Below are 21,696 nucleotides of genomic sequence, written 5' to 3' on the forward strand. Positions count from 1 at the left end.
AAATTATCTAGAGTAATATTCAATTACAAGATTGGGTTCCATTATTACAGGATAAGGAACTTCTTCAAATTTAGGAACTCTTACAAATTTTAATTTTTTATTTTTCTCATCCATTTGGATGTATTCTGGAGTTTCTCTTTCTTTATTTGCTAGAGCGATATCAATAATTGCTAATTGCTTAGATTTGTCTCTAATTTCAATTGTATCTTCTTCTTTTACTAAATAGCTTCCAATATTTACTTTCTTACCATTAACTCTTACGTGACCGTGGTTAATTAATTGTCTAGCTGAGAAAATAGTAGTTGCAAATTTTGCTCTATAGATAACCGCATCTAATCTTCTTTCTAAAAGGCCAATTAAATTTTCACCTGTATCACCCTTGAGCATAACTGCTTTTTTGTAAATGTTTCTGAACTGTTTTTCGTTAATATTTCCGTAATATGCTTTTAGTTTTTGCTTAGCTTGTAGCTGAATTCCATAATCTGAAGGCTTAGATGTTTTTGTTTGACCATGTTGACCAGGTCCATATGCTCTAGTATTAAAAGGACTTTTAGGTCTACCCCATAGGTTAACCTTTAATCTTCTGTCTACTTTATGTTTAGAGTTTAATCTTTTTGTCATTTAATAGTGGGCTTTATAAACTTACTCTTACTTTTGTCAATCAACGTTTTTTGCCTAAACTTGCAAATACACCAGATAAAATACGCGATTCTTTTGATGATAATTCCATCCGGTAAAAGACATTTCTCAGGTTTTCTAGCATTATTGGCTTCTTCTCTTTTGATTTAAAGAAATTAATCTCTTCAAGATTCTGAATACATAAATTAGCCATAGCAACAATCTCTTTTTTAGAGGCAGATTTTACTTTATTTGATTTATTAAAAGGGGTCACTTTTGAATTAAGAATACTTGATACATATTGAGCAATAATTATAAGACTATGAGAGAGGTTTAATGACTTAAATTCAGGGTTTGTTGGAATTTGGAGGGTATAATTTGCGTAACTAATCTCATTATTAGATAAACCTGATGCTTCTGATCCAAAAAGGAATGCTACTTTTTTTTTATAGTTAATTTTTTTTAAATCTTCTAATTGAATATGCTTAATATTTTTATTTCTAAATCTCGCAGATGTTGCAATAACAATATCAATATTCTTCAAAGACCTTTCTAAATTTTCATAACTCTTTGTTTTGTTAATAATATTCTTAGCACCAACAGAAGTTGCTAAAATTTTATCGTTTGGAAATATTGGTTTAGGATCTACAACAACTAATTTCTGAAAATTGAAATTTTTCATCCCTCGTGCGCATGCTCCAATATTTTCTGAAAGCTGAGGCTTATGTAAAATGAAAGAAATATTGTTAACAGACATTAATCAATGCCGTGATCTCTGTTATAACTAGAAACAGCAGAAGGTTTAATATCTTTTAAATACTTGGGATCTACAGACCAAATAGAAACTTTTAATGGATAACATTTTGCAACATCGGAAGAGTGTTCAGATCCACAATCTCCCCCGGGACAAGCTGAAAGAGCACCCAACAAATCTGTTTCAGCAAAAAACTCCAGATAATCTCCTGGCCTTACAGGGCTAGCTTTCATGAAGTATTGTTTGGTGTCATTAGTAAAACCAGTTAGCATAAATACATTTAATACATCATGAACTATTTTTTCTGCATGATCTAATTGAACATTTTTTTCTTTAACTAATGCTCTAGTTAAATTTGAATGACAACAGTAGTGGTAATCATTATCACTCAAAAGTTTTGAGGTATAAGGATCGCATCTGGTTCCAATTACATCATGAACAGAACCACCATCCTGATCATAATCATACCAATCTAAAGTATCCCAAGTTATTGTAGCTAAAGACCTTAGATATGGAAAACTACTAAACATTTTGTCTCCAACAGAAAGATGAGTCCCATATAAAGCTCTTGTTTTTCCTGAATAAAATTTTTCTTCTAAATTATTTAAATTAAATAAATTTAAATCTCCTACTTGTGCGCCATCTACACTTTCAATTCTAAAAAACTCACCAAATTTAACCTCAAATGTTTTCGCATCTCGTGGAGGTATAATTACTTCCTTTTTTTTAACTAAATGATCTCTTGCAGAATGTAGAATGTTTAAATTTTTATCCTCAATAGTATTATTTGGATAACAAACGATGGGTTTTGCCCCTATTCTACTATTAATATTTGATGGTTTTTCAGAAAATTTTTTAATTTTCATTTTTATAAACTTCCAGGTGCTTTATCCTTAAACAATTTATAATCTAAACTATCCACTAAAGCTTTGAATGAAGCATCAATTATGTTGGGTGATACTCCAATTGTAAACCAGTTCACTCCTTTAGAGTCTGTGCTTTCAATACTAACTCTGGTAACTGCTTCTGTACCTGTATTTAAAATTCTAACTTTGTAATCAACAAGTCTTAAATCTTTCAAATATTCAGAATATTTAGCAAGCTTGTTAACATTCTTTCTTATTGCATTATCTAAAGCATTAACAGGTCCATTTCCTTGTCCCTCACATAAAATTTTATCTCCATCTACTTCTAATTGTGCTTTAGCATAAGATATAATCTCTCCTGTTTTATCTTTCTTTACAGAAACATCGTATTCATTAATTGAAATATATCTTGGTATCTCTCCCATCAATCTTCTTGCTAGTAATTCAAAAGATGCATCTGCGCCATCATAGCTGTAACCAATGAACTCTCTATCTTTTACTTCATCTAAAAGTTTTTTTATTTTTGGATCACTTTTCTGAATATTAATCCCAATTGAATTTAATCTAGACATTATATTTGATTGTCCAGATTGATCTGAAACTACGATATTTCTAGAATTTCCAACCTCTTCAGGATTAATGTGCTCATAAGTTTTTGGATCTTTTTGAACTGCAGATACATGCATTCCACCTTTATGTGAAAAAGCTGATGCACCAACATAAGGTAAATGTTTGTTAGGTTTTCTATTTAATATTTCATCTAGTAATCTTGAGCATTGTGTTAAATTTTTCAAATTTTCTCTCTTAATACTAAGTTCAAATTTATCAGAAAAATCTTTTTTTAAGAAAAATGAGGGTATTAATGACATCAAGTTTGCATTACCACATCTTTCACCTAATCCATTTATAGTACCTTGAACCTGTCTTGCGCCAGCTTGAACTGCTGCAAGACTATTAGCAACAGCGTTTTCAGTATCATTATGAGCGTGTATTCCTAAATTTTTTCCTGGAATATGTTTAGTTACTTCAGTTACAATTTTAGAAATTTCATGAGGTAGTGTTCCACCATTAGTATCGCATAAAATAATCCATCTTGCTCCATTTTCATAAGCAGCTTTTAAACAAGACAATGCGTACTCAGAATTAGATTTATATCCATCAAAAAAATGTTCAGCATCAAACATAAATTCTTTACCTGAATTAACAATATGCTTAGTACTTTCACTTATGTTGGTTAAATTTTGCTCGTTAGTAATTCCTAAGGCAACTTTCACTTGGAAATCCCATGATTTACCGAACAAACAAACAGATGAGCTTTTTGAGTTAATTAATGATGATAACATTGGATCATTTTCAGCACTATGCTCTGATTTTTTTGTCATTCCAAATGCTGTTAATTTAGTTGATTTAAAATTATAATCTTTATTAAAAAATTCTGTGTCTGTTGGATTAGCACCAGGCCAACCTCCTTCAACATAATCAACACCCAATAAGTCCAATGCAGATGCAATTTTCTCTTTATCATCAATAGAAAAATCTACACCTTGTGTCTGTGCACCATCACGTAATGTTGTATCAAAAATATAAAGTTGTTCTTTACTCATTTAAATTTCCAAATCGTTTTACCATCTTTATCTGCTATTAAAACACCTTTGTCTGAGAGTTCTTTTCTAATTTTATCAGCTTCTTCATAATTTTTTTCCTCTCTTGCTTTATTTCTTTCGTCAATTTTCTTCAATATTTCTTCTTCAGAAATAGAGGCTTTACTTTTTTTGAAACTTAACCACTGCTCTTTATTTTGATTTAATAAACCTACAAATCGACAAGCAGAAACAAATAAAGCTTTGTCATTGTCATCACCTTTTTGTGCTTTTTCATATAATTTATGTAAATTTGCTATGTAACCTGGTGTATTTAAATCATCATAAAGAGGTTCAAGTATTTCATCCGAGATATCTGTATTTTTTTTACTATCTACATAAACATTGTACCATTTATTAATTGTATTTTGACAATCTTCTAAAAGCTTATCATTCCAATCTAATGGTTGTTTGTAATGTGCGCTCATTAAAGCTAACCTTAAAATCTGGCCACTTATCTTATTTCTAAAATCTTTTATTTTTAAAATGTTACCCTGAGACTTTGCCATTTTTTCATTAGACATAGTAATAAATGCATTGTGCAACCAATAATTAGCAAATACCTTTGTGCCATTAGCGCATCTTGATTGTGCTATTTCATTTTCATGATGGGGAAATATTAAATCAATACCCCCTCCATGAACATCAAACTCATCTCCTAAAAATTTTTTTGACATTGCAGAACATTCCAAATGCCATCCAGGTCTTCCTTTTCCCCATGGTGAGTCCCAAGAAGGTTCGTCACTTGCTGATGGCTTCCATAAAACAAAATCTTCCGAATTTTTTTTATTTTCACTTATTTCAATTCTTGATCCAGCAATTAAGTCCTCTAGTTTTTTGTTTGATAGCTGACCATAATCATTGAACTTTTTTACCTCAAAATAGACATGGTTCTTATTCTCATAAGCAAAACCTTTTTTGATTAATTCAGAAACCATTTCAATCATCAAATCAATATTTTCAGTTGCTTTAGGTTGATGAGTTGGTGTTTCACAATTTAAATAATTACAATCTTCACCAAAACTTTCTGTAACTTTATTTGTTAACTTTGAAATTGAAATATTATTTTCTTTTGAGGATTTAATAATTTTATCATCTACATCTGTAATATTTCTAACATAAGTAACTTTTAAATATTTTTTTTTGAAAATTTTATAAAGGATATCAAAAACAACTATTGGTCTTGCATTTCCAATATGAGGGTCATCATAAACTGTTGGTCCACAAACATACATTCTTATATTTTGTTCATCTATTGGAACAAATTTTTCTTTTTTGTTTGTAAGATTGTTAGTTAAAAAAATATCGTTACTCATAATTTTAGAAATATACTTAAATTATAGATTTGTGAATCTATTTGATTAATTTGGAATTTTGCATACTGGAATAGGCTCCATTTTATGCAAATTTTGTTTTCTAATGGTTTCGTATTTTGCTCTATTGGAGGATTTAGGATTATCCATAGCTTCCTCAAGTTCTTCATATTTTAACCCAAGCTGACCTTCATCTGTTCTACCGTCATCCCACAAACCATCTGTAGGTGCTGCTTCAATAATTTCATTTAAAATACCAAGTTCTTTGCCAAGCTCCCAAACTTGAGTTTTATTACAATCCGCTATAGGAGAGATATCTACACCTCCATCTCCATATTTTGTGTAAAACCCTACACCAAAGTCTTCTACCTTATTTCCAGTTCCAACTACTATTCCTTTATTAGCTGCAGCAACTTGGTAAAGTGTAGTCATTCTTAATCTTGCTCTAGAATTTGCCATTCCATGCTCATTATCAAATTTAGATAAACTTGAACTAAATGCCAAAAACAATTCATCTAAATTAATTGTATGAGCTTCAACATTTTTAAAATTTTTTACTAACCATTCCTGGTGTTTTAAACTTAGATCATGTTGATGTGATTTTTGTTTAATTGGCATCGATAAAACTATTGTTTTTAAACCAGTCATCGCGCTTAAGGTACTAGAAACAGATGAGTCGATACCACCAGATATTCCTATAACAAGAGACTGTGCCTTTGTGGGCATATTGTCTACATAGTTTTTAATCCAATTAGATATAAACTTTGTTTTTTCTGTAACATTCATTGTTTATAAAATATTTTTTTATTAAGATTTTACAATGACTTAAGATGCCGCTCTATCTGCATTTTTAGAATATGAGCTATTCTTTTTAATCTCATCTGAAATCATAAAAGCTAATTCTAAAGCTTGGTTAGCATTCAACCTAGGATCACAATGAGTATGGTATCTTGAAGAAAGATCTTCTTCAGAAATTTTTTGTGCTCCACCAATACATTCAGTTACATCTTGACCAGTTAATTCAATGTGAAGACCTCCTGCATAACTTCCTTCACTTTGGTGACATGCAAAAACATTTTTTACTTCATTTAGTACACTGTTGAATGGTCTAGTTTTAAAGCCTGTTGCAGCTTTAATTGTATTTCCATGACATGGGTCACAAGACCAAATTACGTTCAATCCTTCTTTTTTAATTGCTCTAATTAATTTTGGTAAAAATTTTGAAACATTATCTGCTCCAAATCTTGAAATTAAAGTTATTTTACCTTTTTCATTTTTTGGATTAATTCGGTTACAAAGATTAATTAAATCATCTGGTTTTAGTGTTGGTCCACATTTTATACCTATTGGGTTTTCAATCCCTCTGCAAAACTCAACATGTCCTCCATCAAGCTGTCTTGTTCTGTCTCCAATCCAAACAAAATGAGCTGAAGTATCATGGTTCTCACCTGTAGTAGAGTCTGTTCTAGTCATGGCTTCTTCAAAAGGTAACAATAACGCTTCGTGTGATGTCCAAAAATTTACTGTATATAATCTATTATTGAAATCTGAGGTAATTCCACACGCTCTCATAAATGCTATAGCGTCTGCAATTTTATCTTCAAGATCTTTAAATTTTTTGGCTTCTGGGCTTTTTTTAATATAGCCTAGATTCCATAAATGGACTTTGTTCAAATCTGCAAAACCTCCTTTTGAAAATGCTCTTATAAGGTTTAGAGTTGCTGCAGATTGAGAATAAGCTTTAAATAATCTTTTTGGGTCAGGTATTCTTGCTTTTTCGGTAAATTCCATTCCGTTTATATTGTCACCTAAATAACTTGGAAGCTCCACACCATCTTTATTTTCAACAGGAGAACTTCTTGGTTTTGAAAATTGACCAGCAATTCTTCCGACTTTAACTACTGGTAAAGAAGCTGAGTAAGTTAAAACTAAAGACATTTGCAAAATTAATTTAAATGTATCTCTTAAATTATCAGGGTTAAATTCAGCAAAACTTTCTGCACAATCTCCACCCTGAAGTAAAAATGCTTTTCCATCTACAACATCAGCTAACTGATCTTTTAAATGCCTAGTCTCTCCAGCAAATACTAAAGGAGGAAAAGTTCCAATTTTATCTAAAACTTTATTCAGTTCTTTTTTATCTGGATATTCCGGTATGTGTTTAACCGGATATTTTCTCCAACTATTTTTTTTCCAATTTTTCATATTCAACCTAGAGGTGTTTTAGCAGAGTTTAAACTTTATTCAACTGTGACTGATTTAGCTAAGTTTCTTGGCTTATCTATATCATAACCCATTTTCAAGGCTGAATAATATGCAAGCTTTTGAAGTGGAATTGTTAAAAGGAATGGTAATAAATCATCATTGGTATTTTCAACCTCAATAGTTTCCCAAATATTCTCCGAAAAAATTTCATCCTTACTTTTGTTTGTGATTAAAAGAACTTTGGCACCTCTTGCTATAACTTCCTGCATGTTAGAAATTGTTTTTTTATAGTAACTGTCTCTTGGTGCCAGAACAACAACTGGCATCCCCTCTTCTATTAAAGCAAGTGGTCCATGTTTCATTTCACCTGCTGGATAACCCTCTGCATGAACATAAGATAATTCTTTCAATTTCAATGCACCTTCCAAAGCTATTGGGAAAGAGAAACCTCTTCCAAGAAACATAGATCCTTTAGCTTCATTGAATGTTGAAGAGATTGCTTGAATATCATTATCTATTAATAAAGTTTTTTCTATTAAGCTTGGTAGGTTTTTAAGATCTTTAATTTTTTCTTGATAATTTTTTTTATCAATTTGACCAGACAAAGATCCAATTTTTAAAGCTAAAATATATAATACAAGTATTTGACCTAAGAAAGCTTTTGTTGATGCAACACCAATTTCAGGTCCGCAGTGAATTGGTAAAACAAAATTTGAATCTCTTGCTATAGAGCTTTCAATTACATTAACTACAGCACATGTTTTCATGTTATTTTTGTTACAAAGATCCAAGGCCGCATAAGTATCTGCAGTCTCACCAGACTGAGAAACAAAAATATATAAACTATCCTTTTTAAACCTATTTTTTCTATATCTAAACTCAGAAGCTATATCGATATTAACATCTAAAGAAGTTAATTCTTCAAACCAATATTTTGCCATTAAGCATGAATGATAAGCTGTACCACAACCAATTAAAGTAACTGATTTAATTTCGTTGATTTTCCATGGAAAATTGAAAATATTTATCTCATTATTTACACTATCTAAATACTCTTTGATTCCAGTTTTAATTGTTACAGGTTGCTCTTCTATTTCTTTAGCCATAAAGTGTTTAAAGTCACCTTTATCATAAGTTGATTCATTAGATGATAATTCTAAAATTTTTTTGTTAATTTTCTTGCCTTCTTCATTATAAAAATAAACTTGATCTTTTTTAACAATACAAAACTCTCCATCATCAAGATAAGTAATTTTGTTTGTCATGGATTTTAAAGCATAAGAGTCTGACCCTAGGTAATTTTCATTAGGACCATAACCAACAGCTAATGGTGATCCTCTTCTCGCCCCTACAATCAAATCAGGCATATCTTTAAAAATTATACCTAATGCAAAACTTCCATGAAGTTGTTTTAAAGTTTTGGTTAATGCCTCTTCAAGTTCCATAGTTTTTAAATTTTCTGTAATTAAATGAACAATTACCTCGGTATCAGTCTGAGATTTGAAAGCATGGCCTTTATTAATTAAGTGTTTTTTTAAAATTGTTGAGTTCTCTATTATTCCATTATGGACAACAGACACATTGTCTGATGAGTGTGGGTGGGCATTAATACTATTAGGAATTCCATGAGTAGCCCATCTGACATGGCCTATACCTATATTTCCTTTTAAAGATTTTAGATCAAAGTTTTGTTCTAAATTATCAACTCTTCCTTCAGATTTAACTTCATTTAACTGACCATCAAATAAAGTTGCAACCCCAGCAGAGTCATAACCTCTATATTCAAGTTTTTTTAAAGAATTTATTATATTTGCAGAAACAGATTTATTGCTAGATATTCCTATAATTCCACACATAATTTATTTTGTCTTTCTTTTATAATTTTTAATTTCCACTTGTACAGATCTGGTTAGTGCTAGAGATTTTTTTTTAACATTTTTTGTTATTACAGACCCTGCACCAACAATACTTTCTTTGTCAATTTTTACAGGAGCTACTAAAGATGAATTTGATCCTATAAATACTTTATCTTTAATTATTGTCTTACTTTTTTTTACACCATCATAATTACAAGTAATTGTTCCAGCTCCAACATTTACCATCTTACCAATATCACTATCTCCAACATAAGATAAATGATTAATTTTTGATTTATTTCCAACAATTGATTTTTTAATCTCTACAAAATTACCTACTTTTGAACTTTCTTTAAGAATTGTATCGGGTCTAATTCTTGCATAAGGACCTATCTCAACTTTATTTTCTACCTTACAAGATTCTAAATGTGAAAAAGATTTAATAATAACATTATTTCCTATTTTAACTTTAGAACCAATTACCACATATGGTTCGATTGTAACTCCTTTTCCAATTTTAGTATCATTTGAAAAAAAAATAGTTTCAGGATCTGTCATTTTAACACCAGCTTTTAAAAACTTATTTCGAAGTTTGTTTTGATTATTTTGCTGCTTTGTAGGTTTCATCTAGATTTTCTTTACATTAAGTATATATGTTAATTAATTCACAAATTATTTCTTTAAAATACTTTTGATATGAAACAAAAATTTACAGTATTATTTGATTTAGATGGAACATTAGTCGATACAGCACCAGATTTGATGCTTGCGCACAATCATGTGATGAAAAAATTTGGATACCCTACCAAATCACTAGATGATTTAAAAAGTTCAGTTGGAAAAGGTGCTGGTGCTATGATTGGTAGATCAATATGGAGCCAAGCAAAAAAAGAACTGACTAGTATTAATGAAAAAGTTAAAAATGATATGACTGATGAGTTCATATCTTATTATGGTAAAAATATTTTAAGAGAAAGTGTTTTAATTAATGGCACAAAAAATTTTTTAAATTGGTGTAAAAATGAAAATATCTCTATGGCTGTATGTACTAATAAAACAGAACATCTAGCTGTTGATCTTTTAAAAAAAATTGGAATTTATGATTATTTTGAATATGTAGCGGGGTACAATACATTTGATTATTGTAAGCCTGATCCAAGACATTTGACTACAGTTATAGAAATTTTAGATGGTGATTTAAAAAAATCTATTATGATTGGAGATAGTGAAACAGATGCTAATTCTGCAAAAGCTGCAGAGATTCCAATGATATTACTTGAGGATGGATACACTGAAAAAAAAACTGATGAAATATACCATAATCACCTAATAAAAGATTTTGTTGGTATCGAAAAAATCATATCTAAATATCTTTAATATTGATTAATTTATTTTAGCTATTAAAACAAAATTACTTATAAGGAGTTATTTTGTTACTACATACAGTTAAAGTTTTTCCGTCTAAAATTCATTTACCTAAGAAAAAACAACTTGCCTGGAAAATTGCAGAAATTGCAAGTGATAATGCTAAACTAAATAAAGAAGCAGTTGAAATGGTTATCAACAGAATTATTGATAATGCTTCAGTTGCTATTGCTTCTTTAAATAGGAGACCAGTAGTTTCATCCAGAGAAATGGCTTTAAAGCATTCTAGAAAAAATGGCGCAACTCTTTTTGGTGTTAATTCAAAATTAAAATTTGATTGCGAATGGGCAGCTTGGTCAAATGGAACTGCTGTAAGAGAACTTGATTTTCATGATACTTTTTTAGCTGCAGATTACAGTCATCCAGGTGATAACATTCCCCCACTTTTAAGTGTGGCTCAACAAAATAAAAAAAGTGGTTTAGATCTATTAAGAGGAATTATTACTGCTTACGAAGTTCAGGTGAATTTAGTTAAAGGTATTTGTTTACATAAACATAAAGTAGATCACATTGCTCACTTAGGTCCAAGTGTTGCTGCAGGATTAGGATCCATGTTAAAATTAAATACTGAAACAATTTATCAAGCAGTTCAGCAAGCACTACACACAACTATTTCTACAAGACAATCTAGGAAAGGAGCAATATCAAGCTGGAAAGCATATGCACCTGCTCATGCAGGTAAACTTGCAATAGAGGCTGTTGATAGAGTTATGAGGGGTGAAGGTGCTCCAAGTCCAATTTATGAAGGTGAAGATAGTGTGATTGCAAGAATTCTTGATGGTAAAAAAGCAAAATATAAAGTTCCATTACCTAAAAAAGGAGAAAGTAAAAAAGCTATATTAGAAACTTATACAAAAGAATATTCTGCAGAGTATCAATCTCAAGCCTTGATAGACCTTGCAAAAAAATTAAAAACAAAAATACCAAATTTAAACGAAATTAAAAAAATAGATATTTATACAAGTCATCATACACATTATGTAATTGGAACAGGTGCAAATGATCCACAAAAAATGGATCCAAATGCAAGTAGAGAAACATTGGATCACTCTATTATGTATATTTTTGCAGTTGCTCTTGAAGATGGTGATTGGCATCATGTAAAATCTTATACAAAATCAAGAGCTAATAGAAAAAGTACTATTAAGATATGGAATTCAATAACAACCTATGAAGATAAAAAATGGACAAAAAAATATCATGATCCCAATCCAAAAAAGAAATCTTTTGGAGCAAAAGTTGTTGTTACATTGAACAGTGGGAAAAAAGTAACTGAAGAACTAGATAGAGCTGATGCTCATCCATATGGAGCAAGACCATTTAAAAGAGAAAATTATATAAATAAATTTTTAACTCTAACAGATGGCATTTTAGATAAAAAAGAGAGTGATCGTTTTTTAAGAAATGTTCAAAATTTAAAAAACTTAAAAGCTGGTAAATTAGACAAACTAAATATTGAAGTAAAAAAAAGTAAGTTAAAAAGAAATTTAAAAAAAGGAATTTTTTAATGCACTTTGTTGAAAAAGAACCAAGCCAAAAAAGAATAGATTTTGATTCAAAACTTAAATCAAATAAAATTCTGAGGGTTCCTGGTGCTTACAATCCACTAACAGCGAAATTAATTGAGGAAATTGGTTATGATGCAGTTTATGTATCGGGAGGTGTTATGGCTAATGATCTTGGTTTTCCTGATATTGGTTTAACAACACTTCAAGATGTAAGTACCAGATCTTATTTAATATCTAGGGTAACAAATCTTCCAACAATTGTTGATATAGATACAGGATTTAAATCTTGTAAAGAAACTATAGAGACTTTCGAAGAGTTTGGATTAACTGGTGTTCATTTGGAAGATCAAATTGAAAGAAAAAGATGCGGGCACCTAGATAATAAAGAACTTGTTTCAACAGAGGCCATGGTTTCAAAAATAAAAGAATGTGTAGCTGCAAAAAAAGATCAAAATTTTAAAATTATAGCACGATCAGATGCAAAAAGTGTTGAGGGAATTGATAAAATGATTGATAGATGTAAAGCTTATATTGATGCTGGAGCAGAAATTATATTTCCTGAAGCTTTGCATGATGAAAAAGATTTTGAAAAAGTAAGAAAAGAACTTTCATGTTATTTGTTAGCTAATATGACAGAATTTGGTAAATCCAAGTTATTTAACTATAAGGAGTTAGAAAACCTTGGCTATAATATTGTTATATATCCAGTAACTACACAAAGACTAGCAATGAAAAATGTTGAAGATGGATTAAGAGACATTTATGCAAATGGACATCAGAATAATATAATAGATAAGATGCAGACAAGAAAAAGATTGTATGAATTGGTAGAATACGAAAAATACAATTCTTTAGATGAAAAAATTTATAATTTTAGTACAGAAGGACATGAATAATGAGTGATGATATTAAAAAAGGTTTACTTGGAATTGTTGTAGATGAAACTGAAGTTTCAAAAGTTATGCCGGAGATTAACTCTCTGACTTATAGGGGGTATGCTGCTCAAGATTTATGTGAATACTGCAGATTTGAAGAAGTTGCCTATTTAATTTTAAACAAAGATTTACCTAACACTATCCAATTAAGACAGTTTGAAAAAGAAGAAAGAAACAATAGAGAACTTACAAAAAATTTGTATGAAATTATAAAACACATGCCAAAAAAATCTCATCCAATGGATGTTGCAAGAACAGCTGTTAGTGTAATGGGATTAGAAGATAAAGAAACCTCCAACTCTACTCCAGAGGCTAATATGCGAAAAGCATTAAGAATTTTTGCAAAAACACCCACTGCTCTTGCTGCATTTTACAGAATTAGAAGTGGTAAAAAAATAATCAAACCTAAAAAGAATTTAACTTTTGCTGAAAACTTTTTTTATATGTGCTTTGGAAAAGTACCTCAAAAAGAAATTGTTAAAGCTTTTGATGTTTCTCTAATATTGTACGCTGAGCACAGTTTCAATGTTTCAACTTTTACTGCTAGAACGATTACAAGTAGTTTATCTGATATTCATGGAGCAATTACAGGTGCAATTGCTAGTTTAAAAGGTCCATTACATGGTGGTGCTAATGAAGAAGTGATGCACATGATGAACAGAATTAAAAAACCAGAAAATGCTTTAAAATGGATTAACAATGCTCTTAAAAACAAAGAGGTAGTTATGGGCTTTGGTCATAGAGTTTATAAATCAGGAGATTCTAGAGTTCCAACTATGAGAAATTATTTTGGTAAAGTTGCCAAACTTAAAAAAGATAAAAAGTTTGAAAAAATTTATGACATTGTTGAAAAAGTTATGATCAAAAAGAAAAATATCCATCCCAATGTAGACTACCCTACTGGTCCAATGTACCATTTAATGGGATTTGATACTGATTTTTTCACACCTATATTTGTTATTTCTAGGATTACTGGTTGGTCAGCACATATTATGGAACAACACGCTGCCAACAAACTTATTAGACCACTTGCTAAATATAAAGGTAGCAAGCATCGAAAAGTAATGGAATTAAATTACAGATAATACAAATATATTTATTAACTAAATGCTTCTGCCCAAGTTCCTTGAGTTGATGCTTTAGAATACTCTGTAGCTCTTCCTTCAAAGAAGTTCATATGCTCTACAGCATTTAGCATTGTATCTAACCAAGTTAATGGATTTTTATCAATGTCATAGATCGCTTCTAATCCTAATTGATCTAATCTTCTATTTGCAATAAATCGAATATATTTTTTAATATCATCTGCAGTCAAACCTTCCATTGGACCCATTTGAAAAGCCAAATCAATAAAAGCATCTTCATGCTCAACAATTGTTCTGCAAGCTTCATAAATTTCTTTTTTCAATTGAGGTGTCCATGTTTCAGGATTTTCTTTAATGAAATCTTTAAATAATCTGATCATCGAATTGCAATGCAATGTTTCGTCTCTCACCGACCAAGTAACAATCTGACCCATTCCTTTCATCTTGTTATGTCTTGGAAAGTTTAACAAAATTGCAAAACTTGCAAATAACTGAAGACCTTCTGTGAAAGCACTAAATACAGCAATTGTTTTTGCAATATCATGATTTGATTTAACATCAAAACCTTGCATGTAATCGTATTTATCTTTCATTTCTTTGTACTTCATAAATGCTGAATACTCAGACTCTGGCATACCAATTGTATCTAACAAATGTGAGTAAGCTGCAATATGAACTGTTTCCATTGAAGCAAAAGAAGACATCATCATTAATACTTCAGTTGGTTTAAATACATTCATGTAATGTCTTATGTAGCAGTTACTAACTTCAACATCTGCTTGAGTAAAAAATCTAAAAATTTGTGTTAATAGATTTTTTTCTGAAGCTGAAAGATTTTTTTGCCAATCTCTCACATCATCTCCAAGTGGAACTTCCTCTGGTAACCAGTGAATTCTTTGTTGAGTTAACCATGCATCATAACACCATGGGTATCTAAAAGGTTTGTAAACTGGATTTGCAACAAGCAATCCATTATTGTTTTTTTGCGGTTGAATAATTTCTGACTTAACTTTTTCTGCTACTGACATGATAAACACTCCTCATACTCTGGTTCACTATTTTCGGTTGATTTATTTTTATATACATTAGCCATGATGTCTGTTGACTTAGAGTCGTTAACATTCTCAGCTCTTTGAATTGATTTTGATCTACAATAGTAAAGGCTCTTTAAACCTTTCTTCCAAGCATCAAAATGAATTTTATGTAATTCTTTTTTATGAACATCTGCAGGTAAAAATAAGTTAACTGATTGAGCTTGTGAAATAAAAGGAGTTCTGTCTCCGCTCAATTCAATTATCCAGCTTTGATTAAGTTCAAATGCAGTTTTAAATACATCTTTTTCTAAATCAGTTAAAAAATCTAAATGGTTAACTGAGCCTTGGTTTGTAGTAATACTAGACCAAGTTTCCTCATCATTCTTACCATGACTTTCAAGAATTTCTTCAAGATATCTGTTTCTCACATTAAACGAACCAGATAAAGTTTTGTGAGTATAACTGTTTGCTGCAATGGGCTCTACTCCTGGAGAAGCTCCTCCACAAATAATAGAAATTGATGCTGTTGGTGCAATTGCAGTTTTGTTAGAAAATCTTTCTTGATAACCATACTCTGCAGCATCAGGACACGCTCCTCTTTCTTCAGCTAAATCTTTAGAAGCTTGATTAACTTTTTCATGAATATTTTTAAATATTTTTTTATTCCATGATTTTGCCATTACAGACTCAAGTGGAATTCTATTTTTCTGTAAGAAAGAATGGAAGCCCATCACACCCAAACCAACACTTCTCTCTCTTTCAGCAGAGTATTTAGCATCTTTAAATTGTTCAGGAGCTTTATTAATGAAATCAGATAACACATTATCCAAAAATCTCATTACATCACTAATCATATCTGGATCATCTTTCCATTCTTCATATTTTTCTAAATTTAAAGATGATAAACAGCACACCGCTGTTCTATCTCTACCGTCTTTATCAATTCCTGTAGGAAGAGTTATCTCACTGCATAAGTTAGAAGTTTTAACAGTAAGATTTGCTAACTTATGATGTTGAGGAATTTGTCGGTTAACTGTATCTATATAAATTATATAAGGCTCACCAGTTTCAATTCTAGCAGTTAATAATCTTATCCATAAATTTCTTGCAGAAATAGTTTGTTGCACAGTTCCGTCTGCTGGACTTTTTAATGCCCACTGTTCATCTGTTTCAACTGCTCTCATGAAAGCATCTGAAACCAAAACACCATGGTGTAAATTTAATGCTTTTCTATTTGGATCTCCACCAGTTGGTCTTCTCATTTCAATAAACTCTTCTATTTCAGGATGATCGATAGGAAGATAACAAGCTGCAGAGCCTCTTCTTAATGAGCCTTGACTAATTGCCATTGTTAAAGAGTCCATTACTTTAATAAAAGGAATTATTCCTGAAGTTTTTCCAACTCTACCAATTTTTTCTCCAATAGATCTTAGGTTACCCCAGTAGCTTCCAATTCCCCCACCCTTTGCAGCAAGCCAAACATTCTCACTCCAAAGATCTAAAATTCCGCCTAAGCTATCAGATGCTTCATTTAAAAAACATGAAATAGGTAAACCTCTTTTAGTTCCACCGTTTGATAAAACTGGTGTTGCTGGCATAAACCAAAGATTACTTATGTAATTATAAATTCTCTGTGCATGTAAATTATCATCAGCATAAGTGCTTGCTACTCTTGCAAATAAATCTTGATAAGATTCGTTTAAACCAAGGTATCTATCTTTTAAAGTCGCTTTACCAAAATCAGTAAGATTTGAATCTTTAGAACGATCAATTTTAATTATTATACCTTTTTCGTTTTGAAATAATTCTGTTTCGTTATTTAAAGAAAATAAATCAGGCTTATTCGCTTTTGAAACTTCTTTAACTTCTGGGCTATATTCGGAGACAGCTTTCTTGAGGGCTTGAGATAGAATCTTGTTCATATTTGTTATTATATTATTTTAGTTTTGCGAAAACAACTATATGTTGTAGGCGCTTTGATTAAGTATACTAAATAAACGTTTAATCAATGGAACATTTATAGAACGCGACAATATGATTTTCAATAAAAAAATAAAATTTTTTTAAAGAAATTAACATAAAAAGAGTAAGTAGTGGATAAATGAGTGAAAATTTAAAAATAGATCCTTATGGTTTTAGAGAATATGACGCCCGTTGGTTGTATGAAAAAGACATAAACGCAGCGGGTATAGAGAATCTCGGCAAAGGACTTGGGACACAAATAAAAAATCATACCAAAAAAGATCATCCAAGAATTATTGTTGGACATGATTACCGATCTTACAGTGAGGAAATAAAAACTTCACTTAAAAGAGGATTAAAGTCAACAGGATGTCATATAGAAGATATTGGTCTTTCATTGTCTCCGATGGTTTATTTTGCACAATTTAATTTAGATGCAGATGCAGTTGCTATGGTTACAGCAAGTCATAATGAAAATGGTTGGACTGGTGTAAAAATGGGTATCAAAAAAGGCTTAACTCATGCGCCTGAAGAAATGAGAGAATTAAAAGAAATAACATTGAATGAAAAGTTTTCAAAAGGTGATGGAAATGAAAAGGAAATAAAAGATTTCGATAAAATTTATAAAGATGACCTGATTAATAAAAACAAAATAAATAAAAAGATTAAAGCTGTAGTTGCTTGCGGTAATGGAACTGCAGGTGTTTTTGCACCAGATATTTTAAGGGGTATTGGATGTGAAGTTATCGAGTTAGATTGTAACTTAGATTGGAATTTTCCAAAATACAATCCTAATCCTGAAGATTTAGAAATGCTTCATGAAATTGCTAAAGTGGTTAAAGAAAATAATGCTGATATAGGTTTTGGCTTTGATGGTGATGGAGATCGAGTTGGTGTTATTGATAATGAAGGTAACGAAATATTCTCTGATAAAATTGGTTTACTGATAGCAAGAAACTTATCTACTAAACACAAAAATTCTAAATTTGTTGTTGATGTAAAATCAACAGGTTTGTACTCAAAAGACAAAATTTTAATAGAAAACAATTGTGAAACAATTTATTGGAAAACAGGTCATTCCCATATTAAACGTAAAGTTAACACTGAAAAGGCATTAGCAGGCTTTGAAAAAAGTGGTCATTTCTTTTTCAATCAGCCTTTAGGATATGGTTACGATGATGGGATAAATTCAGCCATTCATGTCTGTCATTTATTAGATAATGAAAATAAAAAAATGAGTGAAATAATTAATGAATTGCCAAATACTTTTCAAACACCAACGATGGCGCCATTCTGTAAAGATGAAGAAAAATATCAAGTAGTTGAAGAATTAGTTAAAAAAGTAGAACAATTAAAAAATAATAAAACTAAAATTGATGATCAAGAAATTACAGATGTTCTTACGGTTAATGGTATAAGATTTTCTTTTGAAGATGGATCTTGGGGATTGATAAGAGCATCATCTAATAAACCTTCATTAGTAATTGTAACTGAAAGCCCAACCTCAGATAATAGAAAGAAGAAAATCTTTGATTTTATTGACGATTTACTTCAAAAAACTGGGAAAATAGGCGAATACGATCAAAAAATTTAGTACTTAATAAAGTTAATTTTCAACTAATAAGTGTTCATAAAACTGTAAAGAATCATTTAAAAAATTAATTGAGGTGATGGAGGGAGACTGAAGTCACCTCTTTTTATTTTAAAGCTTTTCTTAATTTATCAACTATTACTTTTAGAGCTGTTTTTGAGTAATTGTTTCCTTTAACAACCCATACAGATAATGGCCAAGAACTATCTTTTATACTTCTAGCAATAATATGTATATGCAACTGAGGAACAATATTTCCAATTTTTTCTACGTTGAGTTTTGAAGTTTTAAATAATTTTTTCATTACTTTACTGACATAAACAATTTCCTTCATTAGAAGAGTTTGATCTTTAGAATTAAGGTCGGTTATGTCGGTAATCTTATTTCTTTTGGGAATTAGAATTATCCATGGAAATTTAGAATTATCGTTTAGCCTAATAGTACATAATTTAAGATCAAGAAGATGATATGAAGTCTTTAAAAATTTCCTATTTAACTTAAACGACATACTTATAATTTAATATATTCGTAGAAAAACTTAACTGCTACGATTAGTAAGAAAATAGCAAGTAATTTACTAATTTTATTTTTATCTATTCTGTGAGCTGTTCTTGCACCTAGTCTTGCCATAAAAGTTGTAATCGGAATAAAGATTAAAAAAGCTGGTACATTTAAAAATCCAATACTAAATGGTAAATTTGTTTTTAAATAACTTCCTGAAATAAAAAAACCTGTAGCACCAAATAGTGCAATTAAAAAACCAATCGCTGCAGCACTTCCAATTGCTTTATTAATTGAATAACCGAAAAATTTTAGGATTGGTACATTCATAACAGCACCACCTATACCTGTTATAGCTGAAATAAATCCAACAATCGCACCAAGTATTATTTTTAAATACAATTTCATTTCAGATATTACATTTTGTTCCTTTTCTTTAATTGTAAGTAAATAAATTCCTAAAAAAAAGATTACGATTGCAAAAAAAAGTACTAATGATTTTGTTTTGAAAGTTGCAGCAAATATTGTTCCCAAAACAACTCCTGCAACTACAAAAAAACCATAGCTTTTAACTACATTAAAATCGACTGAATTAAATTTATGATGAGTTAAAACTGAAACTATTGATGTTGGAATTATTATTGCAAAAGAAGTTCCTACCGCTAAGTGCATTATATAAGCTTGATCAATTCCAAGTTTGCCAAATATGTAATAAAGAAACGGGACTGTTATTAAACCACCGCCGATACCAAAAAGGCCAGCTACAAATCCTACTGGAATTGCAGTCAAAACCATTAATAAAACAATATAGATATATTCATTTGCTAAGATTGAACTAAGCAGATTGACCTTCTCTCATATCAACATTGTTGTATTTAATTTTATCCATTATGTGATCAATTTTTTTTACATCAGCATCTCTAACACACATATTTTCACTTAAATATCTTTTCCAATGACTAGCACCAGATTGACCGTGAAATAAACCTAATGTGTGTCTCATGATTTGGTTTAAACGAGTTCCTTTTTTTAGCTCATCTTTTACATAAGGAATTAACTGCTCAATAACATCTTGCCTACTAGGAATATCCTCATTATTAAAAATTTCTCTCTCAATATCTGCTAACAAATAAGGTGTATGATAAGCAGCTCTTCCAATCATAACGCCATCTGTTTTTTCTAAATGAGGTTTAATTTGATCAACAGAGATTATTCCTCCATTGATTATTATTTCTTCATTTGGAAAATCTTCTTTTAACTTATAAACAAACTCGTACTTTAAAGGTGGAATATTTAGATTTTGTTTAGGTGTAAACTTGCCAAGCATAGCCTTTCTTGCATGGATTATAAAAGTTTTAACACCCGTAGATTTTAGAGTAGATATGAAATTATGTAAGTTTTCATAATCTTCGACATTGTCATATCCAATTCTAGTTTTTATGGTTACAGGTAATTTAGTTTTTGATTGCATTTCAGTTAAACAATCTGCAACTAAGTTTGGCTCTTTCATTAAACAAGCACCAAATCTATTTTTCTCTACTTTTCTACTTGGACATCCTAAATTTAAATTAATTTCATCGTAACCAAAGTCTTCTCCAACTTTTGTTGCCTCCGCAAGCAACTTAGGTGAAGATCCACCTAATTGGAGTGCAACTGGCTTTTCATTGATATTGAATTCTAGTAATTTTTTTTTATCACCTCTATTGATTGCTTCATCGACAACCATTTCAGTATAAAGAAGTATATTTTTGGATATTAGTCTTAAAAAATATCGTTCATGACGATCTGTACAGTCCATCATAGGAGCAACTGATACTAACCTATTCATAAACTAAGACTTTATATTATTTTTTTATGAGTTTGAAGCTTCTGGATCTTCAGAAGCAACATCTGCTTCTTGATTTTCTGATTCTGAAACTTCATCTAATGAAACTTCACCTTGTTCATTCATAGTTTCTTGGCCAACTGCAGCATCAACTTCAGGTGCAGCTGTTTCAGACAATTCAGCTAAATCTTCCTTTGACACTTGAATTTTTTCTGGAGTTTTTCTTGCTCTTTTAGATGGTAAAATTGGAGTACCACTTTTTGAAATTTCTCCTTTGTAAAGATTTTCAAAATCATCACCAATATCTTCATCATCCTCTACCCCGTCATCAACTTGTTCAACATGTTTTCTAAGTTTGTAAACAGCGCTTTCAGTTAAATCTGATACTTTAATTTTCTCTTCAGCAATTTCTCTTAAAGATATCACTGTATTTTTGTCATTATCCCTATCTATTGTTGGTTCTAAACCAGCATTAAGTTGAGTAGCTCTCTCTTTAGCTACTAAAACTAATTCATAAGGACTTTCTACTTTATCTATACAGTCTTCTACGGTTACTCTAGCCATGGGCGGTTGTTTAT

19 protein-coding genes and 1 pseudogene are annotated in these 21,696 nt (G+C 30.4%); 5 read left to right on the plus strand and 15 right to left on the minus strand.

What is annotated here, in order from left to right; all coding sequences use genetic code 11:
* Positions 1-3: 3 nt before the first annotated feature.
* The 9 genes from rpsD to ACTTA4_RS03070 are packed head-to-tail and all read right to left on the minus strand — an operon-like array spanning position 4 to position 9,879.
* Complete coding sequence (rpsD, locus tag ACTTA4_RS03030; protein ID WP_440633469.1) at positions 4-621, minus strand: 30S ribosomal protein S4; 618 nt, start codon at positions 619-621, stop codon at positions 4-6.
* A 40-nt stretch (positions 622-661) separates the two neighbouring features.
* Complete coding sequence (locus ACTTA4_RS03035) at positions 662-1,375, minus strand: RNA methyltransferase (RefSeq protein ID WP_440633470.1); 714 nt, start codon at positions 1,373-1,375, stop codon at positions 662-664.
* Positions 1,375-2,238, minus strand: coding sequence for an urea carboxylase-associated family protein (locus ACTTA4_RS03040; RefSeq protein ID WP_440633471.1), 864 nt, complete (start codon positions 2,236-2,238; stop codon positions 1,375-1,377). The genes ACTTA4_RS03035 and ACTTA4_RS03040 overlap by 1 nt, the downstream gene beginning before the upstream one ends.
* Positions 2,239-2,240: 2 nt before the next feature.
* Complete coding sequence (gene cimA, locus ACTTA4_RS03045) at positions 2,241-3,842, minus strand: citramalate synthase (RefSeq protein WP_440633472.1); 1,602 nt, start codon at positions 3,840-3,842, stop codon at positions 2,241-2,243.
* A complete protein-coding gene (gene cysS, locus ACTTA4_RS03050) occupies positions 3,839-5,194 on the minus strand; it encodes a cysteine--tRNA ligase (RefSeq protein ID WP_440633473.1) in 1,356 nt (451 codons plus the stop codon). The genes cimA and cysS overlap by 4 nt, the downstream gene beginning before the upstream one ends.
* 45 nt (positions 5,195-5,239) lie before the next feature.
* A complete protein-coding gene (nadE, locus tag ACTTA4_RS03055) occupies positions 5,240-5,977 on the minus strand; it encodes an NAD(+) synthase (RefSeq protein WP_440633474.1) in 738 nt (245 codons plus the stop codon).
* 39 nt (positions 5,978-6,016) lie between these two features.
* Positions 6,017-7,396: a class II 3-deoxy-7-phosphoheptulonate synthase gene (locus ACTTA4_RS03060; RefSeq protein WP_440633475.1), complete on the minus strand. Its 1,380-nt coding sequence runs from the start codon at positions 7,394-7,396 to the stop codon at positions 6,017-6,019.
* A 35-nt stretch (positions 7,397-7,431) separates the two neighbouring features.
* The gene (glmS, locus tag ACTTA4_RS03065) at positions 7,432-9,252 is read right to left on the minus strand and encodes a glutamine--fructose-6-phosphate transaminase (isomerizing) (protein WP_440633476.1); all 1,821 of its coding nucleotides are present in this window, start codon (positions 9,250-9,252) and stop codon (positions 7,432-7,434) included.
* A 3-nt stretch (positions 9,253-9,255) separates the two neighbouring features.
* Positions 9,256-9,879: a DapH/DapD/GlmU-related protein gene (locus tag ACTTA4_RS03070; protein WP_440633477.1), complete on the minus strand. Its 624-nt coding sequence runs from the start codon at positions 9,877-9,879 to the stop codon at positions 9,256-9,258.
* Positions 9,880-9,948: 69 nt separating this feature from the next.
* Here ACTTA4_RS03070 and ACTTA4_RS03075 point away from each other — a divergent pair, with 69 nt between their 5' ends.
* From ACTTA4_RS03075 to ACTTA4_RS03090, 4 genes are read left to right on the plus strand one after another with little or no spacing between them, the layout of a single operon-like run.
* Positions 9,949-10,629, plus strand: a complete 681-nt coding sequence (locus tag ACTTA4_RS03075; protein WP_440633478.1) for an HAD-IA family hydrolase — start codon at positions 9,949-9,951, stop codon at positions 10,627-10,629.
* Between the two features lie 53 nt (positions 10,630-10,682).
* On the plus strand, positions 10,683-12,185 hold the full coding sequence (locus tag ACTTA4_RS03080; RefSeq protein ID WP_440633479.1) for an MmgE/PrpD family protein: 1,503 nt from the start codon (positions 10,683-10,685) through the stop codon (positions 12,183-12,185).
* The gene (gene prpB / locus ACTTA4_RS03085) at positions 12,185-13,081 is read left to right on the plus strand and encodes a methylisocitrate lyase (RefSeq protein ID WP_440633480.1); all 897 of its coding nucleotides are present in this window, start codon (positions 12,185-12,187) and stop codon (positions 13,079-13,081) included. The genes ACTTA4_RS03080 and prpB overlap by 1 nt, the downstream gene beginning before the upstream one ends.
* Positions 13,081-14,205, plus strand: coding sequence for a bifunctional 2-methylcitrate synthase/citrate synthase (locus ACTTA4_RS03090; RefSeq protein WP_262589057.1), 1,125 nt, complete (start codon positions 13,081-13,083; stop codon positions 14,203-14,205). The genes prpB and ACTTA4_RS03090 overlap by 1 nt, the downstream gene beginning before the upstream one ends.
* Before the next feature lie 14 nt (positions 14,206-14,219).
* Here the strand turns inward: ACTTA4_RS03090 and ACTTA4_RS03095 are convergent, their stop codons facing one another.
* Complete coding sequence (locus ACTTA4_RS03095) at positions 14,220-15,233, minus strand: ribonucleotide-diphosphate reductase subunit beta (RefSeq protein WP_440633481.1); 1,014 nt, start codon at positions 15,231-15,233, stop codon at positions 14,220-14,222.
* Positions 15,224-17,161 carry a ribonucleoside-diphosphate reductase subunit alpha gene (locus ACTTA4_RS03100; RefSeq protein WP_440633482.1) on the minus strand — a complete coding sequence of 646 codons (1,938 nt, stop codon included), beginning with the start codon at positions 17,159-17,161 and terminating at the stop codon, positions 15,224-15,226. Before ACTTA4_RS03100 ends, ACTTA4_RS03095 begins: the two co-directional genes overlap by 10 nt.
* Positions 17,162-17,340: 179 nt before the next feature.
* On the opposite strand from ACTTA4_RS03100, the gene ACTTA4_RS03105 reads away from it, so the two are divergent.
* Positions 17,341-18,795 (plus strand): phosphomannomutase/phosphoglucomutase, encoded by a 1,455-nt coding sequence (locus ACTTA4_RS03105; protein WP_440633483.1) that lies wholly within the window; start codon positions 17,341-17,343, stop codon positions 18,793-18,795.
* A 103-nt stretch (positions 18,796-18,898) separates the two neighbouring features.
* Here the strand turns inward: ACTTA4_RS03105 and ACTTA4_RS03110 are convergent, their stop codons facing one another.
* The 4 genes and pseudogenes from ACTTA4_RS03110 to rpoZ all read right to left on the minus strand — a co-directional run.
* Positions 18,899-19,300, minus strand: coding sequence for an HIT domain-containing protein (locus ACTTA4_RS03110; protein WP_440633484.1), 402 nt, complete (start codon positions 19,298-19,300; stop codon positions 18,899-18,901).
* A 2-nt stretch (positions 19,301-19,302) separates the two neighbouring features.
* Positions 19,303-20,088, minus strand: a complete 786-nt coding sequence (locus ACTTA4_RS03115; RefSeq protein WP_440633485.1) for a sulfite exporter TauE/SafE family protein — start codon at positions 20,086-20,088, stop codon at positions 19,303-19,305.
* Between the two features lie 40 nt (positions 20,089-20,128).
* Positions 20,129-21,121, minus strand: coding sequence for a tRNA dihydrouridine(20/20a) synthase DusA (gene dusA / locus ACTTA4_RS03120; RefSeq protein WP_440633486.1), 993 nt, complete (start codon positions 21,119-21,121; stop codon positions 20,129-20,131).
* Positions 21,122-21,301: 180 nt separating this feature from the next.
* A pseudogene (gene rpoZ / locus ACTTA4_RS03125) lies at positions 21,302-21,682 on the minus strand (DNA-directed RNA polymerase subunit omega); the annotation flags it as partial.
* Between the last annotated feature and the right edge of the window lie 14 nt (positions 21,683-21,696).

The organism is Candidatus Pelagibacter sp. HIMB1485 (assembly GCF_052048055.1).
GTDB lineage: Bacteria > Pseudomonadota > Alphaproteobacteria > Pelagibacterales > Pelagibacteraceae > Pelagibacter.